Source organism: Caulobacter sp. GW821-FHT12D05, assembly GCF_058807295.1.
In genome coordinates this window covers 1,101,526-1,119,680 of the sequence record NZ_JBXAQO010000002.1, presented here as the reverse complement: position 1 = coordinate 1,119,680, position 18,155 = coordinate 1,101,526, and the positions used below count along the sequence as shown (strand labels likewise).

16 protein-coding genes are annotated in these 18,155 nt (G+C 68.3%); 8 read left to right on the top strand and 8 right to left on the bottom strand.

Annotation, left to right across the window (positions count from 1 at the left end):
• Positions 1 to 4 precede the first annotated feature (4 nt).
• From AC1RRR_RS12645 to AC1RRR_RS12635, 3 genes are all read left to right on the top strand, one after another.
• A complete protein-coding gene (locus tag AC1RRR_RS12645; RefSeq protein WP_492813491.1) occupies positions 5 to 1,540 on the top strand; it encodes a class I adenylate-forming enzyme family protein in 1,536 nt (511 codons plus the stop codon).
• A 115-nt stretch (positions 1,541 to 1,655) separates the two neighbouring features.
• On the top strand, positions 1,656 to 2,639 hold the full coding sequence (locus AC1RRR_RS12640; protein WP_492813489.1) for a DegT/DnrJ/EryC1/StrS family aminotransferase: 984 nt from the start codon (positions 1,656 to 1,658) through the stop codon (positions 2,637 to 2,639).
• Between the two features lie 56 nt (positions 2,640 to 2,695).
• A complete protein-coding gene (locus AC1RRR_RS12635) occupies positions 2,696 to 3,166 on the top strand; it encodes a DUF2199 domain-containing protein (RefSeq protein ID WP_492813488.1) in 471 nt (156 codons plus the stop codon).
• Here AC1RRR_RS12635 and corA read toward each other — a convergent pair.
• A complete protein-coding gene (corA, locus tag AC1RRR_RS12630; protein WP_492813486.1) occupies positions 3,163 to 4,131 on the bottom strand; it encodes a magnesium/cobalt transporter CorA in 969 nt (322 codons plus the stop codon). The genes AC1RRR_RS12635 and corA overlap by 4 nt on opposite strands.
• Before the next feature lie 4 nt (positions 4,132 to 4,135).
• Entirely contained in the window at positions 4,136 to 5,155 is a 1,020-nt protein-coding gene (locus tag AC1RRR_RS12625; RefSeq protein ID WP_492813484.1) for an adenosine deaminase, read from the bottom strand.
• Between the two features lie 96 nt (positions 5,156 to 5,251).
• Between AC1RRR_RS12625 and AC1RRR_RS12620 the strand changes: the two genes are divergently transcribed.
• Positions 5,252 to 6,337, top strand: coding sequence for a phytanoyl-CoA dioxygenase family protein (locus AC1RRR_RS12620; RefSeq protein ID WP_492813482.1), 1,086 nt, complete (start codon positions 5,252 to 5,254; stop codon positions 6,335 to 6,337).
• 4 nt (positions 6,338 to 6,341) lie between these two features.
• On the opposite strand, the gene AC1RRR_RS12615 is transcribed toward AC1RRR_RS12620, so the two are convergent.
• Complete coding sequence (locus tag AC1RRR_RS12615) at positions 6,342 to 7,043, bottom strand: winged helix-turn-helix transcriptional regulator (RefSeq protein ID WP_492813480.1); 702 nt, start codon at positions 7,041 to 7,043, stop codon at positions 6,342 to 6,344.
• 177 nt (positions 7,044 to 7,220) lie between these two features.
• Between AC1RRR_RS12615 and AC1RRR_RS12610 the strand changes: the two genes are divergently transcribed.
• Positions 7,221 to 8,366 (top strand): acyl-CoA dehydrogenase family protein, encoded by a 1,146-nt coding sequence (locus tag AC1RRR_RS12610; protein WP_492813478.1) that lies wholly within the window; start codon positions 7,221 to 7,223, stop codon positions 8,364 to 8,366.
• Positions 8,367 to 8,478: 112 nt separating this feature from the next.
• Here AC1RRR_RS12610 and AC1RRR_RS12605 read toward each other — a convergent pair whose 3' ends face one another.
• The 4 genes from AC1RRR_RS12605 to AC1RRR_RS12590 form a co-directional block, all read right to left on the bottom strand.
• Complete coding sequence (locus tag AC1RRR_RS12605) at positions 8,479 to 8,781, bottom strand: hypothetical protein (RefSeq protein ID WP_492813477.1); 303 nt, start codon at positions 8,779 to 8,781, stop codon at positions 8,479 to 8,481.
• Between the two features lie 70 nt (positions 8,782 to 8,851).
• Positions 8,852 to 9,748: a pirin family protein gene (locus AC1RRR_RS12600; RefSeq protein WP_492813475.1), complete on the bottom strand. Its 897-nt coding sequence runs from the start codon at positions 9,746 to 9,748 to the stop codon at positions 8,852 to 8,854.
• 95 nt (positions 9,749 to 9,843) lie between these two features.
• Complete coding sequence (locus AC1RRR_RS12595) at positions 9,844 to 11,118, bottom strand: MFS transporter (protein ID WP_492813473.1); 1,275 nt, start codon at positions 11,116 to 11,118, stop codon at positions 9,844 to 9,846.
• Between the two features lie 63 nt (positions 11,119 to 11,181).
• Entirely contained in the window at positions 11,182 to 11,679 is a 498-nt protein-coding gene (locus AC1RRR_RS12590; protein ID WP_047409974.1) for an Lrp/AsnC family transcriptional regulator, read from the bottom strand.
• A 142-nt stretch (positions 11,680 to 11,821) separates the two neighbouring features.
• Here AC1RRR_RS12590 and AC1RRR_RS12585 point away from each other — a divergent pair, with 142 nt between their 5' ends.
• Positions 11,822 to 15,253 (top strand): indolepyruvate ferredoxin oxidoreductase family protein, encoded by a 3,432-nt coding sequence (locus AC1RRR_RS12585; RefSeq protein ID WP_492813471.1) that lies wholly within the window; start codon positions 11,822 to 11,824, stop codon positions 15,251 to 15,253.
• 14 nt (positions 15,254 to 15,267) lie between these two features.
• On the opposite strand, the gene AC1RRR_RS12580 is transcribed toward AC1RRR_RS12585, so the two are convergent.
• Positions 15,268 to 16,626, bottom strand: a complete 1,359-nt coding sequence (locus AC1RRR_RS12580) for an APC family permease (RefSeq protein ID WP_492813469.1) — start codon at positions 16,624 to 16,626, stop codon at positions 15,268 to 15,270.
• Positions 16,627 to 16,675: 49 nt separating this feature from the next.
• Here AC1RRR_RS12580 and AC1RRR_RS12575 point away from each other — a divergent pair, with 49 nt between their 5' ends.
• On the top strand, positions 16,676 to 16,960 hold the full coding sequence (locus AC1RRR_RS12575) for a hypothetical protein (RefSeq protein ID WP_454717754.1): 285 nt from the start codon (positions 16,676 to 16,678) through the stop codon (positions 16,958 to 16,960).
• Positions 16,961 to 16,994: 34 nt separating this feature from the next.
• Positions 16,995 to 18,113: an NAD(P)/FAD-dependent oxidoreductase gene (locus AC1RRR_RS12570; protein WP_492813467.1), complete on the top strand. Its 1,119-nt coding sequence runs from the start codon at positions 16,995 to 16,997 to the stop codon at positions 18,111 to 18,113.
• Positions 18,114 to 18,155: the final 42 nt, after the last annotated feature.

Sequence of the window (18,155 nt, the reverse complement as noted above, 5' to 3'; positions counted from 1 at the left end):
TTGAATGACCACCATCGCCGCCATGATGTCCGCCGACTACGGCACGCTCGGCGACATCCTGCGTGTCCGCGCCCAGGAAGGCCCCAACCATCCGGCCGTGATCATGGAGACCGGCGAGGCGGTGACCTACGCCCAGTTCGACGCCCTGGTCGACCGCGTCGCCGCCGCCCTGCAGCGGGATGGTGTGAACCCCGGCGAAGCGATCGCCGTCTGCGCTCTGTCGTCGATCCCCTATGCGGCGCTGTTCCTGGGCGGTCTTCGCGCGGGCGTCGCGGTCGCCCCGATCGCGCCGTCCTCGACCCCGGACGCCATCGCCGGCATGGTCGCCGATTGCGGCGCCAAGCTGTTCTTCCTCGACGCCGGGGTGGCCGAAGCCCAGAAGCCCGCGCCGATCCCGGTCCGCCAGATCGACCTGGACCGCGACTTCGGCGCCTGGCTCGCGCCGCTGGATGCAAAGCCCGCCCCGGTCACGATCGGTCCCGAGCATCCCTTCAACATCATCTATTCCAGCGGCACGACCGGCACGCCCAAGGGCATCGTCCAGTCGCACGGCATGCGCTGGAAGCACGTCTTCCGAGGCGACGCGGTCGGCTATGGCCCGACGGCCGTCAGCCTGCTGTCGACCCCGCTCTATTCCAACACCACCCTGGTCTGCTTCTTCCCCACGCTCGCCGGCGGCGGCACGGTGGTGCTGATGAAGAAGTTCGACGCCGGCAAGTACCTAGCGCTGGCTCAAGCACGCCGCATGACCCACACCATGCTGGTGCCGGTGCAGTACCGCCGCTTGATGGAGCGGCCCGACTTCGGCGACTACGACCTGTCCTCGACGCACCTGAAGTTCTGCACCAGCGCCCCGTTCGCGCCGGAACTGAAGGCCCAGGTGCTGCAGCGCTGGCCCGGCGGTCTCGTGGAATATTTCGGCATGACCGAGGGCGGCGGCACCTGCATCCTCATCGCCCACGAGCATCCCGACAAGCTGCACACGGTCGGCCAACCCGCGCCGGGCCACGACATCCGCCTGATCGACGAGGACGGCGTCCAGGTCGGTCCGGGCGTGGTCGGCGAGATCGTCGGCCGCTCGGCCGCGACCATGAACGGCTATCACGGTCGCCCGGACAAGACCGCCGAGGCGATCTGGACCTCGCCCGAGGGCTGGACCTTCATCCGCACCGGCGACGTGGGCCGCTTTGACGAGGACGGCTTTCTCACGCTGATGGATCGCAAGAAGGACATGATCATCAGCGGTGGCTTCAACATCTATCCGTCCGACCTCGAGGCGGTGCTGGTCCAGCATCCGGCGGTGGTCGAGGCGGCGGTGGTGGGCGTGCCCTCGGCCGAGTGGGGTGAGACGCCGGTAGCGTTCGTGGCGATTCGGGGTGCGGCGGATTCGACCGAAATCAAGGCGTTCGTGAACGGCCAGGTCGGCAAGACCCAGCGGCTGGCGGACGTCCGTGTCGTCGAAAGCCTGCCAAGAAGCCACATCGGCAAGGTTTTGAAGCGCGAACTGCGAGACTCATGGCAAGTTTCGCCTAGCGCATAGACTTTTTTGCCGCGACCGCGCGCCACATTAGGCCAAGCGGAATCGATGAATACGGTTGCTTAACCATATGGTGCGGCCATTGCGGTCGCCCGGTTCGTCGTGGATTGCGTCTGAAATGCTCCCGAAGCCCGTCGCCGCTCAGCTCAACGCCCTCCAGCAGAGGGCGTTTGTCCGCGCATCTGGCGCGCCGATCGACTTCGACGCGGTCGCCGCCGCGCTCGGCGTCGCGGGCCACAGCTCGGACCTCGATCAGCGCTTGGCCGCCCGCTTCGCCCGTCCCGTCGCCCTTCGTTCCTTCGCCGATCGTGTCGAGGCCACCGCCGCCGCGCTGAGGGCGCTGGGCGTACGGGAAGGCGGCGTCTGCGTCGTCTCGGCCCTGGCCGACCCCGAAACCCTGGCCGGCGTCGCCGCTGCGGGCCTCAAGGCCTGGCTGGTCGATGTCGATCCGTTCAGCGCCATGTTCGACACCAATCACCTGCGTGAGCGCCTGCCCGATGCGCCCGGTCCGCTGGAGGTCATCGTTCCCGCCGCCGCCCACGGCCGCGCGCCCGACATGCGCGCCTGGGCCTCCTTCCGCGCCGAGACCGGCCTGCCGATCCTGGTCGACGCCGCCGGCGCGTTCGACGTGGTGATCGAGGCGCCTGTTCCTGTCTTGGTGGGCCTCCCCGGTGGGGCGGGCGTCTTCGTCGCCTGCGAGGACGCCACGGTCATCAACGATATCGAGGCGCAAGCCTTTAGCGGCGACGACGGTCTGGCCGCCTGGCCGGGCCTGCGCCAGCGCCTGTGCGGCACGGCCCAGCAACTGCGCGTCCTGCTGCTGGATAGCGGTGTCGGCTTCCAGCCGGGCTGGGGCATGAGCTGGATCTCGCAAACTTGCGCCCTCAGCCTGCCCACCGACGACGCCGGCGCCGTAGCCTGGAAGCTCCAGGCCGCCGGCATCCAGGCCAGCTGCTCCGTGCGCGATCGTTCTCTCGCCACCGACGACACCCCGATCGCCGACCACCTGGCGGCCTCGACCGTGGTTATCGCCCTGGATCCCAACCTCGACATCGAGGGCCTGGACCGCCTGTGCGACGCCCTGCGCGACGCGGTGGCCTAGAGCCGGCCGCCGACTTGGCCTAATCATCGGCGCGTCGTTTCTCGCCGAAGGTTACAATGGCCGACCAAGAACCCCTGACCCTCGATTGGGGCTTCGAACTGCCGGACGAGGTGTTCGCGCTGTCCGAGGAGGAGCAGGCCGAGCAGGTCCGCTACAACGACGACCTGTGCCAGTGGGGCGATCGGTTCTTCATCCGCTGCATCCTGCCCGTGCCGCTCAAGGGCGCGGACGACTATTTCGGCTGGGGCGCCTGGGCCGAGGTCGAGACCGAGGTCTTCGAGCGCTATCTGGAACTCTATGAAGAGGACGGCCGCGAAGAGCCGCCGCATCCCGCCAAGCTGGCCAACCGCCTGGCGCCCTATCCCGGCACCACGCTGGGCACCCGCGTCCTGATCCAGTTCCAAACCCCGGACGAACGCCCGACCCTGACCTTGCTGGAAAGCGACAAGAGCCGCCTGGCCCAGGAGCAACGCGACGGCATCGACGCCGCCCGGCATCGTGAAGTGCTCGAGGTCGCAGGCGCCTAGAGCCAGCCCGCCTTCTTGAAGCGCCGGTACAGCAGGCCGCAGATCACCACGATCCCGGCCAGCACGCCGTAATAGCCGTAGGCCCACTTCAGCTCGGGCATGTGCTCGAAGTTCATGCCGTAGATGCCGGCCACCGCCGTCGGCACGGCCAGGATGGCGGCCCAGGCGGCCAGCTGGCGGGTTATGACGCCCTGGCGCTGCTGCTCCAGCAGGCTGCTGATTTCGAAGACCGAGGTCAGCACTTCACGCAGGCCGTCGACCAGGATCTCGGTGCGCTGGATGTGGTCGCGCACGTCGCGGAAATAGGCCCGCACGTCGTTGTCGATGCACGGCAGGTCGTGGTGCTCCAGCGCGCTGACCACCTGGGTCATCGGGCCCAGCAGCTTCTTGAACTTCATCAGCGCCCGGCGAAGATTGAAGATGCGGGCGATCTCGGCGCGGCTCAGGAAGGCGTCCAGCGTGCGGCGCTCGAACGTCTGCAGCTCTTCCTCGATGGCGTCGACGATCGGCATGTAGCCGTCGACGATGAAGTCCAGCACCGCGTGCAACACATAGTCCACGCCCTTGGCCAGCAGGGCGGGCGTGGCCTCCAGCTGGGCGCGCAGCTCGGTATGGGCGCGGGCCGAGCCGTGGCGGACGGTGATCAGGTGGCGGCGGCCGACGAAGAAGTCGGTCTCGCCATAGTCGATGTGGTCGTTGGCGAAGTGCGCGGTCTTGGCGACGACGAACAGGTGCTCGCCATAGACGTCGACCTTGGGCGTCTGACGGGCGTTCAGCGCGTCCTCGACCGCCAGCGGGTGCAGGTGAAAGGCCTGCTGCAAAACACGCAGCTCGGCCTCGCTGGGCTCGACGAGGCCGATCCAGACGAACTCGTCGTCTTGCGGCGTCAGGCTGTCCGGATCGTCCAGGCTGAGCGCGCGAACGACCTTGCCGTCGACATAGGCGTTGGCGGCGACGACGGTCACAGGGTTAGTGGCTGGCCGCGTAGGCTTCGACCTGGGCCACGCGCTCTGACTTCTCGGCCTCGCTCAGGAACGAACCGGTGAAGCTGTTCTTGGCCAGGGTGACGATGTCCTCGCGGGTGAGACCGATCGCGCCGGCGGTGGCCAGGTAGTTCTCCAGCAGATAGCCGCCGAAATAGGCCGGGTCGTCGGAGTTCACCGTCGCCTTCAGGCCCAGGTTCAGCATGGTCTTCAGCGGGTGGACGTCCAGGCTGGGCACGCCGCACAGCTTCAGGTTCGACAGCGGGCAGACCGTCAGGGTGGTGCCGTCCTTGACGAGGCGCGCGGTCAGGGCCTCGTCTTCCAGGGCGCGGTTGCCGTGGTCGATGCGGTCGACTTTCACCAGGTCGATGGCTTCCCAGACATAGGCCGGAGGGCCTTCCTCGCCGGCGTGGGCCACGACCTTGAGGCCGAGATCCCGCGAGGCCTGCATGACACGAGCGAACTTGGCCGGCGGGTGGCCGACTTCGGAGCTGTCCAGGCCGACGCCGGCCAAGTCCGACAGCCAGGGCTTGGCCTGCTCCAGGGTCTCGAAGGCGCTCTCTTCCGACAGGTGGCGCAGGAAGCAGAGGATCAGCTTGGAGGTGACGCCCAGGGTCTCCTCGGCTTCCTTCATGCCGGCCAGCAGGCCCTTCATCACCACGTCGAAGGCGATGCCGCGATCGGTGTGGGTTTGGGGGTCGAAGAAGATCTCGGCATGGGTGCCGCCGTCGGCCGCCAGGCGCTTGAAATAGGCCAGGGCCAGGTCCTTGAAGTCCGCTTCGGTGATCAGCACGCCCGCGCCCTGGTAATAGATGTCCAGGAAGTCCTGCAGGTTCGAGAAGGCATAGGCGGCGCGGATCTCGTCGACCGAGGCGAAGGGCAGGGTGATGCCGTTGCGCTGGGCCAGCTCGAACATCAGCTCGGGTTCGAGACTGCCCTCGATGTGCATGTGCAGTTCGGCCTTGGGCAGGCCGCGGACGAATTGGGCGAAGGCGGTGTCGGTCATGCGGTTTTATGCGCGCGAGGGCGGGCGCCGATCAACCGTGATCGCTGAAATCCTCTGGAAATGCCGTGTGGCGCCGGTTAAGCCGGCGGCATGTCGATGACCGTCTCTCAGAAACTGTTGCCCGGCGTGCCGCTGGTGGAATCGATGCTGTTCGCGGCCTCGCTGGACCAGATGGGCCTGTCCAACAGCGAGCGCGACGTCGCCATCCAGCTGAACGAGAAGGGCTTCGCGGTCTTCGACTTCCCGGACGAGGACCTGGCCGCGCGCATCGAGCGCATCAAGGCCGACCTGACCCCGCAATACGACTTCGACCGCTGGCGGGCCGAGGGCTGGGCGGCCAATGACGGCCTGCGGGTGCAGGACGCCTGGCGCACCCAAGAGGACGTCCGCGCGATCGCCGCGAACGAGGCGGTGCTGGCGCTGCTGTCCAAGCTCTATGGCCGCCGCGCCTTTCCGTTCCAGACCCTGAACTTCCCGGTCGGGACGCAGCAGCACGTCCACTCGGACTCGATCCACTTCTCCAGCGTGCCCGAGCGCTTCATGTGCGGCGTGTGGCTGGCGCTGGAGGACATCCACGAGGATGCCGGGCCGCTGGTCTATTATCCGGGCTCGCACAAGTGGCCGATCCTCTACAACGACGCGATCGGCAAGGTGGCGGGCACGGAAACCGCCGAGTTCGCCCAGCCGCCGTTCGAGGAAGCCTGGCGGGCGCTGATCGACGCGACCGGGACCAAGCCGGAATATTTCCGCCCGAAGAAGGGCCAGGCGCTGATCTGGGCGGCGAACCTGCTGCACGGCGGCAGCCGCCAGAACGACCCGGCCCGCACCCGCTGGTCGCAGGTCACCCACTATTATTTCGACGATTGCGCCTATTACACGCCGGCGTTCTCGGACCCGCTGGCCGGCAACCTGGACCTGCGCGACATCGTCGATGTCACCACGGGCAAGCTGGCCCCGAACGTCTATATCGACCGCCCGATCGCCGAGGTCCCCAAGCGTGGCCCGGGCGCGCCGGCTCCGGTCACGGCGGATCGCTGGGCGAGCCTGTTCCCCGGCAAGGCGCCGAAGGATTTCGATCCGCAGCGCTATCTGGACCTCAACCCCGACGTGGCCGCTTCCGGCGTCGACCCGCGCAAGCACTATGTGCGCCACGGCGCGCGCGAGCAGCGGCGCTACAAGTAGAGCGTCAGGCGCCGACCATGCTGGCGGTCTTGACGAAGGGGCTAAGGCCCAGCCAGGCCTGCATGTCGGAGGCCAGCACCTTGTCGCCGGTCAGCAGCATGCGCTCCTCGCCCAGCGCCTGGCGCACCGTGTCGTGGCCCATCCAGATGGCGGTCATGGTCCGCAGGTCGGTCGAGACATAGAGATCGACGTCGAAGCCCGGATCGACCGAGCACAGGTCGACCGGCGTCTCGGGCTCGACCAGCAGCCACCACGAGCGGTCGGCCGGCGCCTGCTCGGGATAGCGGAAGTGGATCACGCTCTTGGGCCGCGACATCGGGCGCGGGTCCAGGTTGCGGCGCATGTCCCACATCAGCAGGGACGCATCGAGCTGCTGCAGCGACAGGTCGGTGCTGACCCAGCGCTGGCCCCAGCGGCCGAAGGCGTCGATCAGGCTTTCCAGGTCGCGGCCCGCCTGGGTCAGGCGATATTCGAACACCTCCGGCTCGCCGGGCAGGGCGTCGCGGCGCACGATGCCGGAGGCCTCCAGGTCCTTGAGGCGTTGCGACAGCAGGGCCGGCGACATGCGCGGCACCCCGCGCCGCAGCTCGTTGAACCGCGTCGAGCCGGCGACCATCTCGCGCAGCAGGACCACGGTCCAGCGCGTGCACAGGATCTCGGCCGCCATCGCGACCGGACAGAACTGCCTGTAGCTGCCTTGCGCCATTCCCTCTCCCCATCAAACCCTGGCGGCGTGAAGACTGCTGCTTGAGTAGGCCGCTAGTTCAGTTCCTGTACCGGGTCGGTTCAGTTGCTGAACTAGGCAGGTACAGCGTGTTCGCGACACAAGGTTTCGCATCACGCGGACCTCTGTTGATCGTCCGCCGCAGACGGAAGTTACGACATGTTGCTCGCACCCGAAAACACTACCGCGCCGCCGGCTGTCGATTGGCTGGCGCGCGCCGACAAGATCGGCGCTGAGATCGCCCAGCGCGCGGCTGAACACGACGCCGAGGACAGCTTCGTGGTCGAGGCCTACGCCCTCTTGAAGGCCGAGGGGTTCTTCAAGGCGCTGGTCCCCGTCGAGTTCGGCGGCGGCGGGGCCTCGGTCACCGATATCGGCCAGGTCATCCGCCGGCTGGGGGCCTCGTGCGGCTCCACGGCCCTGGCCTTCGCCATGCACAGCCACCTCGTGGCCGTCGCCGCCTGGCGCTGGCGTCACCAGGCCGCGCCGACCGACGGGCTGCTTAAGCGCCTCGTCGCCGAGGACCTGGTGCTGATCTCCAGCGGTGGTTCGGACTGGCTGGCCAGCGGCGGGACGGCGGTCAAGGTCGAGGGCGGTTTCGCGATCACCGCGCGCAAGGCCTTCTCCAGCGGCTCGCCGGCCGGCGACCTGCTGATGACCAGCGCCGTCTATGACGATCCCGAGGCCGGGCCGACCGTCCTGCACTTCGGCGTTTCGCTGAAGGCGCCGGGCGTGGCGATCCGCGACACCTGGCGGGTGCTGGGGATGCGCGGCACGGGTTCGAACGACGTGGAGCTGACGCAGGTCTTCGTGCCCGACGCGGCGATCTCGGGCCGGCGCCCGGCGGGGCCGTGGCACATGCTGTTCCACATCATCAGCATGATCGCCTTCCCGCTGATCTACTCGGCCTATGCCGGCGTCGCCGATGGCGCGCGGGCGCGGACCCTGGAATTGGTGCGCCGCAAGACGCCCGACATCCTGACCGCCAGTCTGGTCGGCGAGATGGAGAACAGCTACGCCGCGCTCGACCTGGCGATGGCGCGGATGATCGCGCTGGCCGAGACCCGGACACCCGGTCCCGAAGTTACCAGCCTGGCCATGACCTTGCGCACCCTGGTCGGCCGCTCGGCCATCGAGACGGTGGAGCGGGCCATGGAGGCGGCCGGCGGGCAGGCCTTCTATCGCCAGGCTGGCCTGGAGCGGGCGTTCCGCGACGTCCAGGGCGCGCGGTATCACCCGCTGCAGGAAAAGCCGCAGACCGTGCTGACCGGCCGCGTGGCGCTAGGCTGGGATATCGACGGCTAAAAGACGAAAACCTCGCCCTTCGACAAGCTCAGGGTGAGGTTTTCTACTGAACGGCCCTGCAAGTAGCCCTCATCCTGAGCTTGTCGAAGGACGAGGGCGGGCCCGCCGGCGTTTAGTGCGCGGCGTCCTTGGCCTTGTCGCCAGCCTTCTGGGCGGCGTCGCCGGCCTTTTCGGCGGCGTCACCGGCAGCAGCAGCGGCGTCGCCCGCGGCTTCCTTGGCCGGCTGGGTCGTCGCCGTGGCGGCGGCGTCAGCGCTGGCATTGGCCGCGTCCGTCGCGGCGGCGGCCGCGTTCTGGGCGTCGGCGGCGGCGGCGCTGCTCTGGGTCGCCGCTTCCTGAGCCTTCTCGGCCTTGTTCTCGCAGGCCATCAGCGTCAGGCCCAGGGCGGCCACAGCCGCGATCGTCACGATACGCATGAGCATCTTCTCCCATATCCGGCCTTGGCGCCGGGTAGGGGGATAATCCCAATGCGGAGGTTCGGTTGCCTCAGAGCGGCTGAGGCGGCGGCGCCGGTTTCGTTTCCGGCAGCGGAATGAACTCGTCGTGGTCCAGGTCGGGCAGCTTCATGCGGCCGGCCTTCCAGTCGGCCTTGGCCTGCTCCAGGCGATCCTTGGACGAGGAGACGAAGTTCCACTCCATGAAGCGCGGGCCGATCGGCTCGCCGCCCAGCAGCATGACGGTCGAGCGCTCCAGGGCCTTGAAGACCACGGTGTCGCCCGGCGCGAAGACGGCCATCTGCAGGGCCGAGAGCTCACGGCCGTCGACCTCGACCCGGCCATCGGCCACATAGGCCGCGCGCTCGGAATATTCGGCCGGCAGGGCCGCGGTCGTGCCCGGCTCCATCTCCCAGTGGACGTAGAACAGCGGCGAGAAGACCGGCACGCTGGCCTTGGCCCCGAACGCCTCGCCGGCGATCAGCCGCGCCTTCAGCCCGCCGCTCTCGTAGGACGGCAGCTCGGCCGGGCCTTCGTGGTGGCTGAAGCTGGGGTCGGTCTCTTCATATTCCTTGGGCAGGGCGATCCAGGCCTGCATGCCGTCCATGCGGCCGCCCTGGCGGCGCAGGGTCTCGAAGCGTTCGGAGTGGGTGATGCCGCTGCCGGCGGTCATCCAGTTGACCTCGCCCGGCTTGATCACGGCCAGCGAGCCGACGCTGTCGCGGTGGGTGATCTCGCCTTGGAACAGGTAGGACAGGGTCGACAGGCCGATGTGTGGGTGCGGGCGGACGTCGGCGCTCTTGGGAAAGCCCGGCGCGAACTCGGCCGGCCCCATGTGGTCCAGGAAGGTGAACGGGCCGACCATCCGCCGCGCGTGGAAGGGCAGCACACGGCCGACCTCGAAGTTTCCGATGTCGTGGCGGCGGGCTTCGATGACGAGGTCGATCATGGGTCGGCTCCGGGAAGGGATAAGCGGAACTTAGCCGGGACCGACCCGCGTCGTCTTGTGCAAAGCCTTCAATGCAAGGTTCGCGTTTTTGACCCTTAAAGAGCGTCCGAACGCTTCAGCGGCAGCAGGGCCAGCAGGCTGATCAGGCCGGCGGCGCCCAGATAGACGCCGACCAGCTTCAGCCCGCCGTGGCCGGCCAGGAACTGGGCGATGGCCGGAGTCATGCCGCCGCCGATGACGCCGCCGACATTGAAGGCGATCGACGAGCCGGTGTAGCGCACCCGGGCGGGGAACAGGCTGGGCAGCCAGGCCCCCAGCGGTCCGTAGACCAGGCCCATGACCACCAGGGCCAGCGACAGGAAGGCTCCGATCACCCACAGCGAGCCGGAGCCCATCATGGGAGCGAGAGCCGCGCCGGCCACCAGGGTCAGGGCCGAGCCGGCCATCAGCACCCGGCGGGGGCTGGTCGCATCCGACCAGTAGCCGGCCCAGACGATGCCGGCGGCCATGAACAGGATCGCGAACAGCAGCACGCCCAGGAACACCTGCCGGCCATAGCCCAGCGTCGTGACGCCATAGCCCAGCGAGAAGGCGGTGGTCAGGTAGAAGAGGGCGAAGCACGCGACGACGGCGAAGGTGCCGCCGATGACTTCGCGCGGGTGGGTGCGGAACAGCTCGGCGACCGGCACGTGGGCCGGCGGAGCTTCATGCGCGGCGGCCTGGAAGGCCGGGGTCTCGGTCAGCTTCAGACGGATCCACAGGCCGACCCCGACCAGCAGGATGCTGCCCAGGAACGGCAGGCGCCAGCCCCAGGCCTGGAACTGCTCCGGCGTCAGGACCGCGCCCAGCAGCAGGAACAGGCCGTTGGCGGCGATGAACCCGACCGGAGCCCCCAGCTGCGGGAACATGCCAAAGCGCGCGCGCCAGCCGGGCGGTGCATTCTCGACCGCCAGCAGCGCAGCCCCGCCCCACTCGCCGCCCAGGCCGAAGCCTTGGCCAAAGCGCAGCAGGCACAGCATGAACGGCGCGATCCAGCCGGCCTGGTGATAGGTCGGCAGGAAGGCGACCAGCAGGGTCGAGCCGCCCATGATGATCAGCGACGCCACCAGGGTCGATTTGCGGCCGATGCGATCGCCGAAGTGACCGAACACGATCGAGCCCAGCGGGCGGGCGATGAAGGCGACGCTCAGGCTGGCATAGGAGGCCAGCAGCTGCACGGACGGCGAGGAGGCCGGAAAGAACAGCGGCCCGAACACCAGCGAGGCGGCGGTCGCATAGATATAGAAGTCGTAGAACTCGACCGCCGTGCCGATCAGGCTGGCGGCCAGCACGCGTCGCGTCGACGCGCCATTAGCGCTCGATCCGGCCATCGCGGCCTCTCCCTCGATGTCAGGTGGTTGGAGCGCGGCCCCCCGACCGCGCTCCGAAGGGTATTAGCCCAGCGGGCTGACGTACGGGCTGATCAGGCCCAGAGGCACGGCCGTCGAGTTCTTGACGCCGCGGATCACGATGCGGCTCTCGATGTTCGACACCAGGCCCAGCGACAGCAGCTTGTCGCGCAGGAATTCGTCGAAGGCGCGCATGTCGCGGGTGACGATGCGCATCTCGTAGTCGGCGGCGCCGGTCACGGTGGCGCACTGCACGACCTCGGCCCACTTGCCGACCGCCTGTTCGAACGTGTCCAGATTTTCCTTGGTCGGAAGGGACAGCTTCACGGTGCAGTAGACTTCGAAGCCCAGGCCCAGCTTTTCGCGATCCAGGATCGTGACGCGACGCTGGATGACGCCGGCGTCCTCCAGGCGCTTGATCCGGCGCCAGCACGGGCTGGACGAGAGGCCGACTCGTTCGGCGATCTCCGCGACGGACAGTCCGGCGTCGTGTTGGATGAGATCCAGGATCTTGGCATCCACGGCGTCGAGTTGTTCGGACAAGAAATTCCTCCCCCCAGCGGGCGTTGACGCTCACTTCTTGCGCAAAACGACCGCGAGTCGGGCACGCCTTGGGCAAACAATTTCCGCGCTTCTATAAGATATTGCGTAACGGGCGGGAAGACCCAGGAGGAAAATTTTTGCTATGCGGCACTCGGAAGTCACGCTCGACGACAAATATGTGCTCGAAGATGGTCGGGCATTCATCACCGGCGTGCAGGCTCTGCTCCGGGTTTTGCTCGATCGAAAGCGCCTGGATCGCCTCGCGGGGCTGAACACCGGCGGCTATCTGTCGGGCTATCGCGGCTCGCCCCTGGGCGGTCTCGACCAACAGGCCGCGCGCATCAAGAAGCTGCTGACCGCGCACGACGTGGGCTTCCAGGAAGGTCTCAACGAGGATCTGGCCGCCACCGCCGTGTGGGGCAGCCAGCAGGCCAACCTCTTCCCCGGCGCGCTTTATGATGGCGTGTTCGGCATGTGGTACGGCAAGGCGCCCGGCGTCGACCGCACCGGCGACGTCTTCAAGCATGCCAATTTCGCCGGCGTCTTCCCGACCGGCGGCGTGCTGGCGGTGGCCGGCGACGACCACGGCTGCAAGAGCTCGACCCTGCCGTCGCAATCGGAATTCGCCTTCCAGGACTTCGAGATGCCGGTGCTGTCGCCGGCCGACGTGCAGGAAGTGCTCGACTACGGCCTGCTGGGCATTTCCATGTCGCGCTTCAGCGGCCTGTGGACGGGCATGATCGCCCTGGCCGACACCATGGATAGCGGCGTGACGATCGACGTCTCGCTGGACCGCCACAAGGTGGTGATCCCCGACTTCGCCTTCCCCCCCGGCGGCCTGGGCATCCGGCTGAAGGACCAGCCGATGGAGAAGGAGCGGCGCATGCGGCTCCACAAGATCCCGGCGGCCCTGGCCTTCGCCCGCGCCAACAATATCGACCGCGTGGTGCTGGGCGCCTCGCACGTCCGCGTCGGCAAGGCCCGCCTGGGCATCGTCTGCCAGGGGCAAGCTTATAAGGACGTGCTGGAAGCCTTCACGGCCATGGGCATGACCCTGCAGGAAGCCGCCGACCTGGGCGTCTCCATCTATAAGGTGGGCATGCCATGGCCGCTGGAGCCGCTGGGCCTGCGCGCCTTCGCCGCCGGCCTCGAGACCCTGATGGTCATCGAGCACAAGCGCGCCTTGATCGAGCCCCAGGCTCGGGCCGCGCTTTATGACCTGCCCGCCCAGGCGCGCCCCCGCATCATCGGCAAGATCGACGAACGCGGTGCGCCGCTGCTGTCGGAGCTGGGTTCGCTGTCGGTCGCTGAAATCGCGCTCGCCATCTATGATCGCCTGCCGGACGGCCCGCACATGGAGCGGGCCCGCGCCTATCTGAACCGCGTCTCGGCCGCCGGCGTCGCGGCCGTCAGCCTGGCCGCCGACCAGGCCCGCAAGCCGTTCTTCTGCTCGGGCTGCCCGCACAACACCTCGACCAAGCTGCCCGACGGCTCGCGGGCCCTGGCCGGCATCGGCTGCCACTACATGGCCGGGTTCAACGACCCGATGACCGACCTCAACACCCACATGGGCGGCGAAGGGCTGACCTGGGTCGGCGCCGCGCCGTTCACCAGCGAGAAGCACGTCTTCCAGAACCTGGGCGACGGCACCTACAACCATTCCGGTTCGCTGGCGATCCGGGGCGCGGTCGCGGCCAAGACCAACATCACCTACAAGCTGCTTTATAATGACGCCGTCGCCATGACCGGCGGCCAGCGCGCCGAGAGCGGCTTCACCCCCGCCCAGATCACCCGCCAGCTGGCGGCCGAGGGCGTGACCAAGACCGTCATCGTCGTCGACGAGCTGGAGCGCTATCAGGGCGTCACCGACCTGGCCCCCGGCGTCGAGATCTTCCCGCGCTCGGACCTGATGCGCGTGCAGGAGATGCTGCGCGACACGCCCGGGACCACGGTGCTGCTGTACGACCAGACCTGCGCCACGGAAAAGCGCCGCCGCCGCAAGCGCGGCTCGATGCCCAAGGCGACCAAGCGCGTCTTCATCAACCCGCTGGTTTGCGAAGGCTGCGGCGACTGCTCGGTGAAGTCCAACTGCGTCTCGGTCGAGCCCCTGGCCACCGAGTTCGGCCGCAAGCGCAAGATCAACCAGTCGTCCTGTAACCAGGACTATTCTTGTGTCGAAGGCTTCTGCCCGTCGTTCATCACCCTGGAAGGGGCCGAGAACGCCCAGTCCAAGAAGCTGCCGGCGGCCCTGACCGCCGAGTCGACGCCGCTGCCCGAGTTCGAGCCGCTGGTCGGCGTGCGCAAGATCCTGTTCACGGGCGTCGGCGGCACCGGCGTCACCACCGTGGCCTCGATCCTGGCCATGGCCGCCCACATCGACGGCCGCGCCGGCAGCGTCGTGGACATGACGGGTCTGGCCCAGAAGGGCGGCTCGGTGTTCAGCCACGTCAAGATCGGCGAGACCGAGGACAGCATCGTCGGCGGCCGCGTCGCCGCCGCCAGCACCGACGTGCTGATCGCCTGCGACCTGCTGGTGGCAGCCTCGCCGGAAGGCCTGTCGCTGTACGCCAAGGACCGCACGCGCGCGTTCGGCAACAGTGACTTCGCCCCGACGGCCGAGTTCGTCACCAGCCGCGACGTGCGCTTCGACAGCGGGGCCATGGCGCGCCGGATCAAGGGCGCGACCCAGACCTTCGACGCCTGCCCGGCCCAGCGCCTGGCGGAAACCGAGTTTGGCGACGCCATCTACGCCAACATGATCATGGTCGGTTTCGCCTGGCAGCGCGGGGTGATCCCGCTGTCCAGCCGCGCCCTCTATCGCGCCATCAAGCTGAACGGCGTCGACGCCGAGGCCAATCTGCAGGCCTTCGAGCTGGGCCGCCGGATCGCCCATGATCCGTCGGCGATCGCGGTCAAGGAAGACAAGGTCGCCACGCCCGAGGTGATGCCGCTGGACGAGTTGATCGCCCACCGCACCCGTGAACTGACGGCCTATCAGAACGCCGCCTACGCCCAGCGTTACGCCGACAAGGTGGCTAAGGTGCGCAGCGCCGAAGCCGCCATCGGCGGTGAAGCCCTGACCCGCGCGGCGGCGGTGAACCTCTACAAGCTGATGGCCTACAAGGACGAGTACGAGGTCGCGCGCCTCTATACCGACGGCCGGTTCGCGGCGGAGCTGGCCGGGACCTTCAAGGGCGGCAAGACCAAGGTCTGGCTCTCGCCGCCGCTGCTGGCCCCCAAGGGGCCGGACGGCAAGCCCAAGAAGATCGCCTTCGGCGGTTGGATGCTCGATCTCGCCTTCCCGATGATGGCCAAGATGAAGGGCCTGCGCGGCGGGACCTTCGACCTCTTCGGCCACACCGAGGAGCGAAAGATGGAGCGCGGCCTGATGGCTTCGTACGAGGTCACCCTCGACCGCCTGGCCGCCGGCCTCTCGACCGAGAGCCTGCCGCTAGCGGTCAAGATCGCCGAGATTCCGCAGCAGATCCGCGGCTACGGCCACGTCAAGGACGCCTCGGTGGTCACCGCCAAGGCGGCCGAGGCCAAGTTGTGGGAACAGTGGGGCGTGAGCTGATCTAGCCCGAGACCTTAACCCGGTGTCCGGCGCGCCGCGTGCGCGTCGGACGAGCTCCGGTGCATGATCGCATAGAGCACCAACGTCACGGCGATCAGCCCGCCCGCCGTCAGCGGCGCGGCCAGGTCGCCCGTGGCGACACGCACGGCGATCAGGCTCACGCACACCGCCGCGCCCAGGATCGGGACCACGGCCGGCGGCTCGAACGCGCCGCGCGGCTCGCCGGGGCGTTTGCGCAGGACCAGCAGGGCGATGTTGACCACGCTGAACACGGCCAGCAGCAGCAGGGCCGTGGCCTCACCCAACTGAGTGACATTGCCCATCAGCACCAGGGCCGCGACGATGGCCAGCAGCACACCGATCGCCACGTGCGGGGTGCGCCGCTTGGCGTGGACCTTGGACAGCGGACCGGGCAGGCGGCCGTCTCGGGCCATGCCGTACAGCAAACGCGAGGCGGTGACGTAGTTGACCAGCGCGCTGTTGGCGACGGCGAAGACGGTGATGATCACGAAGGTCCAGCCCGGCAGCCACGGCGCGGCCTTGTCCATGACGGCGGCCAGCGGGGCCTTGGCCTCGGCCAGGTCGCGCCAGGGGATGGCCGAGACGGCGGTGATCGCCACCCCGACATAGAGCAGGGCGGTCAGGCCCATGGCCACGATGATGCCGACCGGCAGGGTGCGGCGCGGGTCCTTGACCTCCTCGCCGACATTGATGGTGTCCTCGAAGCCGACGAAGGCGAAGAAGGTCAGGGCCGCGCCCTGCACGATCAGCAGCGGCACGAGGCCGGTCGCCGCGCCTTGGGCCGGCGTGGGGATGTCGAACAGGTCGGCCTGGCCCCAGAACCGCGCCCCGACCAGGATCACCAGCAACAGGCCGCCGGCCTCGATGAAGGTGCAGACCAGGTTGGCCCAGATCGACTCGCGGATGCCCCGGAACACGATGCCGGCCATCAGCAGCACATAGGCCAGGGCGATGACCACGGGCGGCACGGCGGCCAGCGCCTTGAAGGTCGAGAGGTTCTCGCCGATCACCCAGGCCCCGGCGGCGATCGAGGTCAGGCCCGAACAGGCCGTGGCCAGGCCGATGACGTGGGTCAGTAGGCCTTTTCGGAACGCGCGCTGGGTGACATAGGCCGCGCCGCCCGCCTTGGGGTAGCGCGAGGCCAGGGACGCGTAGGACAGCCCCGTCAGCAGCGCCGCGACCAGCGCCACCAGGAACGAGGCCCAGACTGCTGACCCCACCTGTCCAGCCGCCTTGCCGATCAGGCCATAGATCCCCGCGCCCATCATGCTGCCGGCCGCGTACAGCGTCAGCTGTAGGGGTCCGATAGCGCGGAGGAGCTCCTCTTTCTCGGTGGAGGCGGGCTTGGTCATGTCTAGCCAACGCGCTGGCGTGGCGGGTGGTTCGTGCTAGGTTTCGGGCATGAACAAGCCTGCGAACCCCGTGACCGTCACGCTGAGCCCCGAGGACGCCGCCGACCTGCAGGCGCGGGTCGAGCGAGGTGAGTTCGCCTCGCTGGACGAGGGCGTGGCGGCGGAACTGGCCGAGCTGAACTATCGCCGCGCGGCGGAAATCGTCGGTGGTTCGGAAGAACTGGAAGCGCTGCTCGACGTCCTGGAAGCCGATGTCGTCGATCCCGACGACAGCGACAGCCTGCCGTCCCTGTCCGAGATGCTGGCCGACCTGAAGGCTGGAATGAAGTCGTGATCACCCGTTTGATCGCGCGTTCGGCGACCCTGAAATGACCACTGAATTCGATTTCGACGCCGTTGTCGTCGGCGCGGGCGCTGTCGGGCTCGCCTGTGGCTACGCCCTCGCCAAGCGCGGTCTGGTCGTCGCGGTGCTGGAAGAGCAGACCCACATCGGCCAGGGCGTGTCGTCGCGCAATTCCGAGGTCATTCACGGCGGGCTCTACTATCCGACCGGGTCGCTGAAGGCCAAGCTGTGCGTGCAGGGGCGGCGCTTGCTGTACGCATTCCTGGATACCCACGGCATCGCCTACAAGCGCTGCGGCAAGCTGGTGGTGGCCACCTCCGACGACGAGATCCCACGCCTGGACGCCATCTGGGACCAGGCCCTGGCCAACGACGTCGAGGGCATGGAGAAGCTGACCGGCGCGCAAGCCCGCGCCCTGGAGCCCGGCCTCAACGCGCACGCCGCACTGCTGTCGCCCGAGAGCGGCGTCTTCGCCAGCCACGACTACATGCTGGCCCTGCAGGGCGAGATCGAGGCGGCCGGCGGGGCGGTGGTGCTGGGCACGCCGTTCGAGGGCGCCGAAGTCTTCAAGGCCGGCGGCTTCAAGGTGCGGGCCGGCGGCGCCGATCCGACCAGCCTGACCTGCCGCCTGCTGGTCACCGCGCCCGGCCTGTCGTCACAGGACGTCGCCGGGCGGATCGAGGGCTATCCGGCCGACCACATCCCCAAGGCCCACTACGGCAAGGGCGTCTATTTCCGCCTGGCCGGCAAGGCGCCGTTCCAGCGGCTGATCTATCCGCCGCCGATCCACGGGGCGCTGGGCACCCACTACCGCAACGACCTGGGCGGCCAGGCGGTGTTCGGGCCGGACCTGGAATATGTGCCGGCGCCCGACTACTCGGTCGATCCGGCGCGGGCCGAGGCCTTCGCCGCCTATATCCGCAAGTTCTGGCCGGGCCTGCCCGACGACAAGCTGGTCCCCGACTATGCCGGCGTGCGGCCCAAGCTCCATGGTCCCGACGAGCCCCAGCCCGACTTCCAGCTGCGCGGCGCTGAGGATCACGGCTTCGAAGGCCTGATGGCCCTGTTCGGCATCGAAAGCCCCGGTCTGACCAGCAGCCTGGCCATTGGCGAAGAGGTCGCGGGCCGTCTGCTGGGCGCATGACAAATCGTTCATGCAGCTGAGCCCTTGGCCACGCCTCCGCGC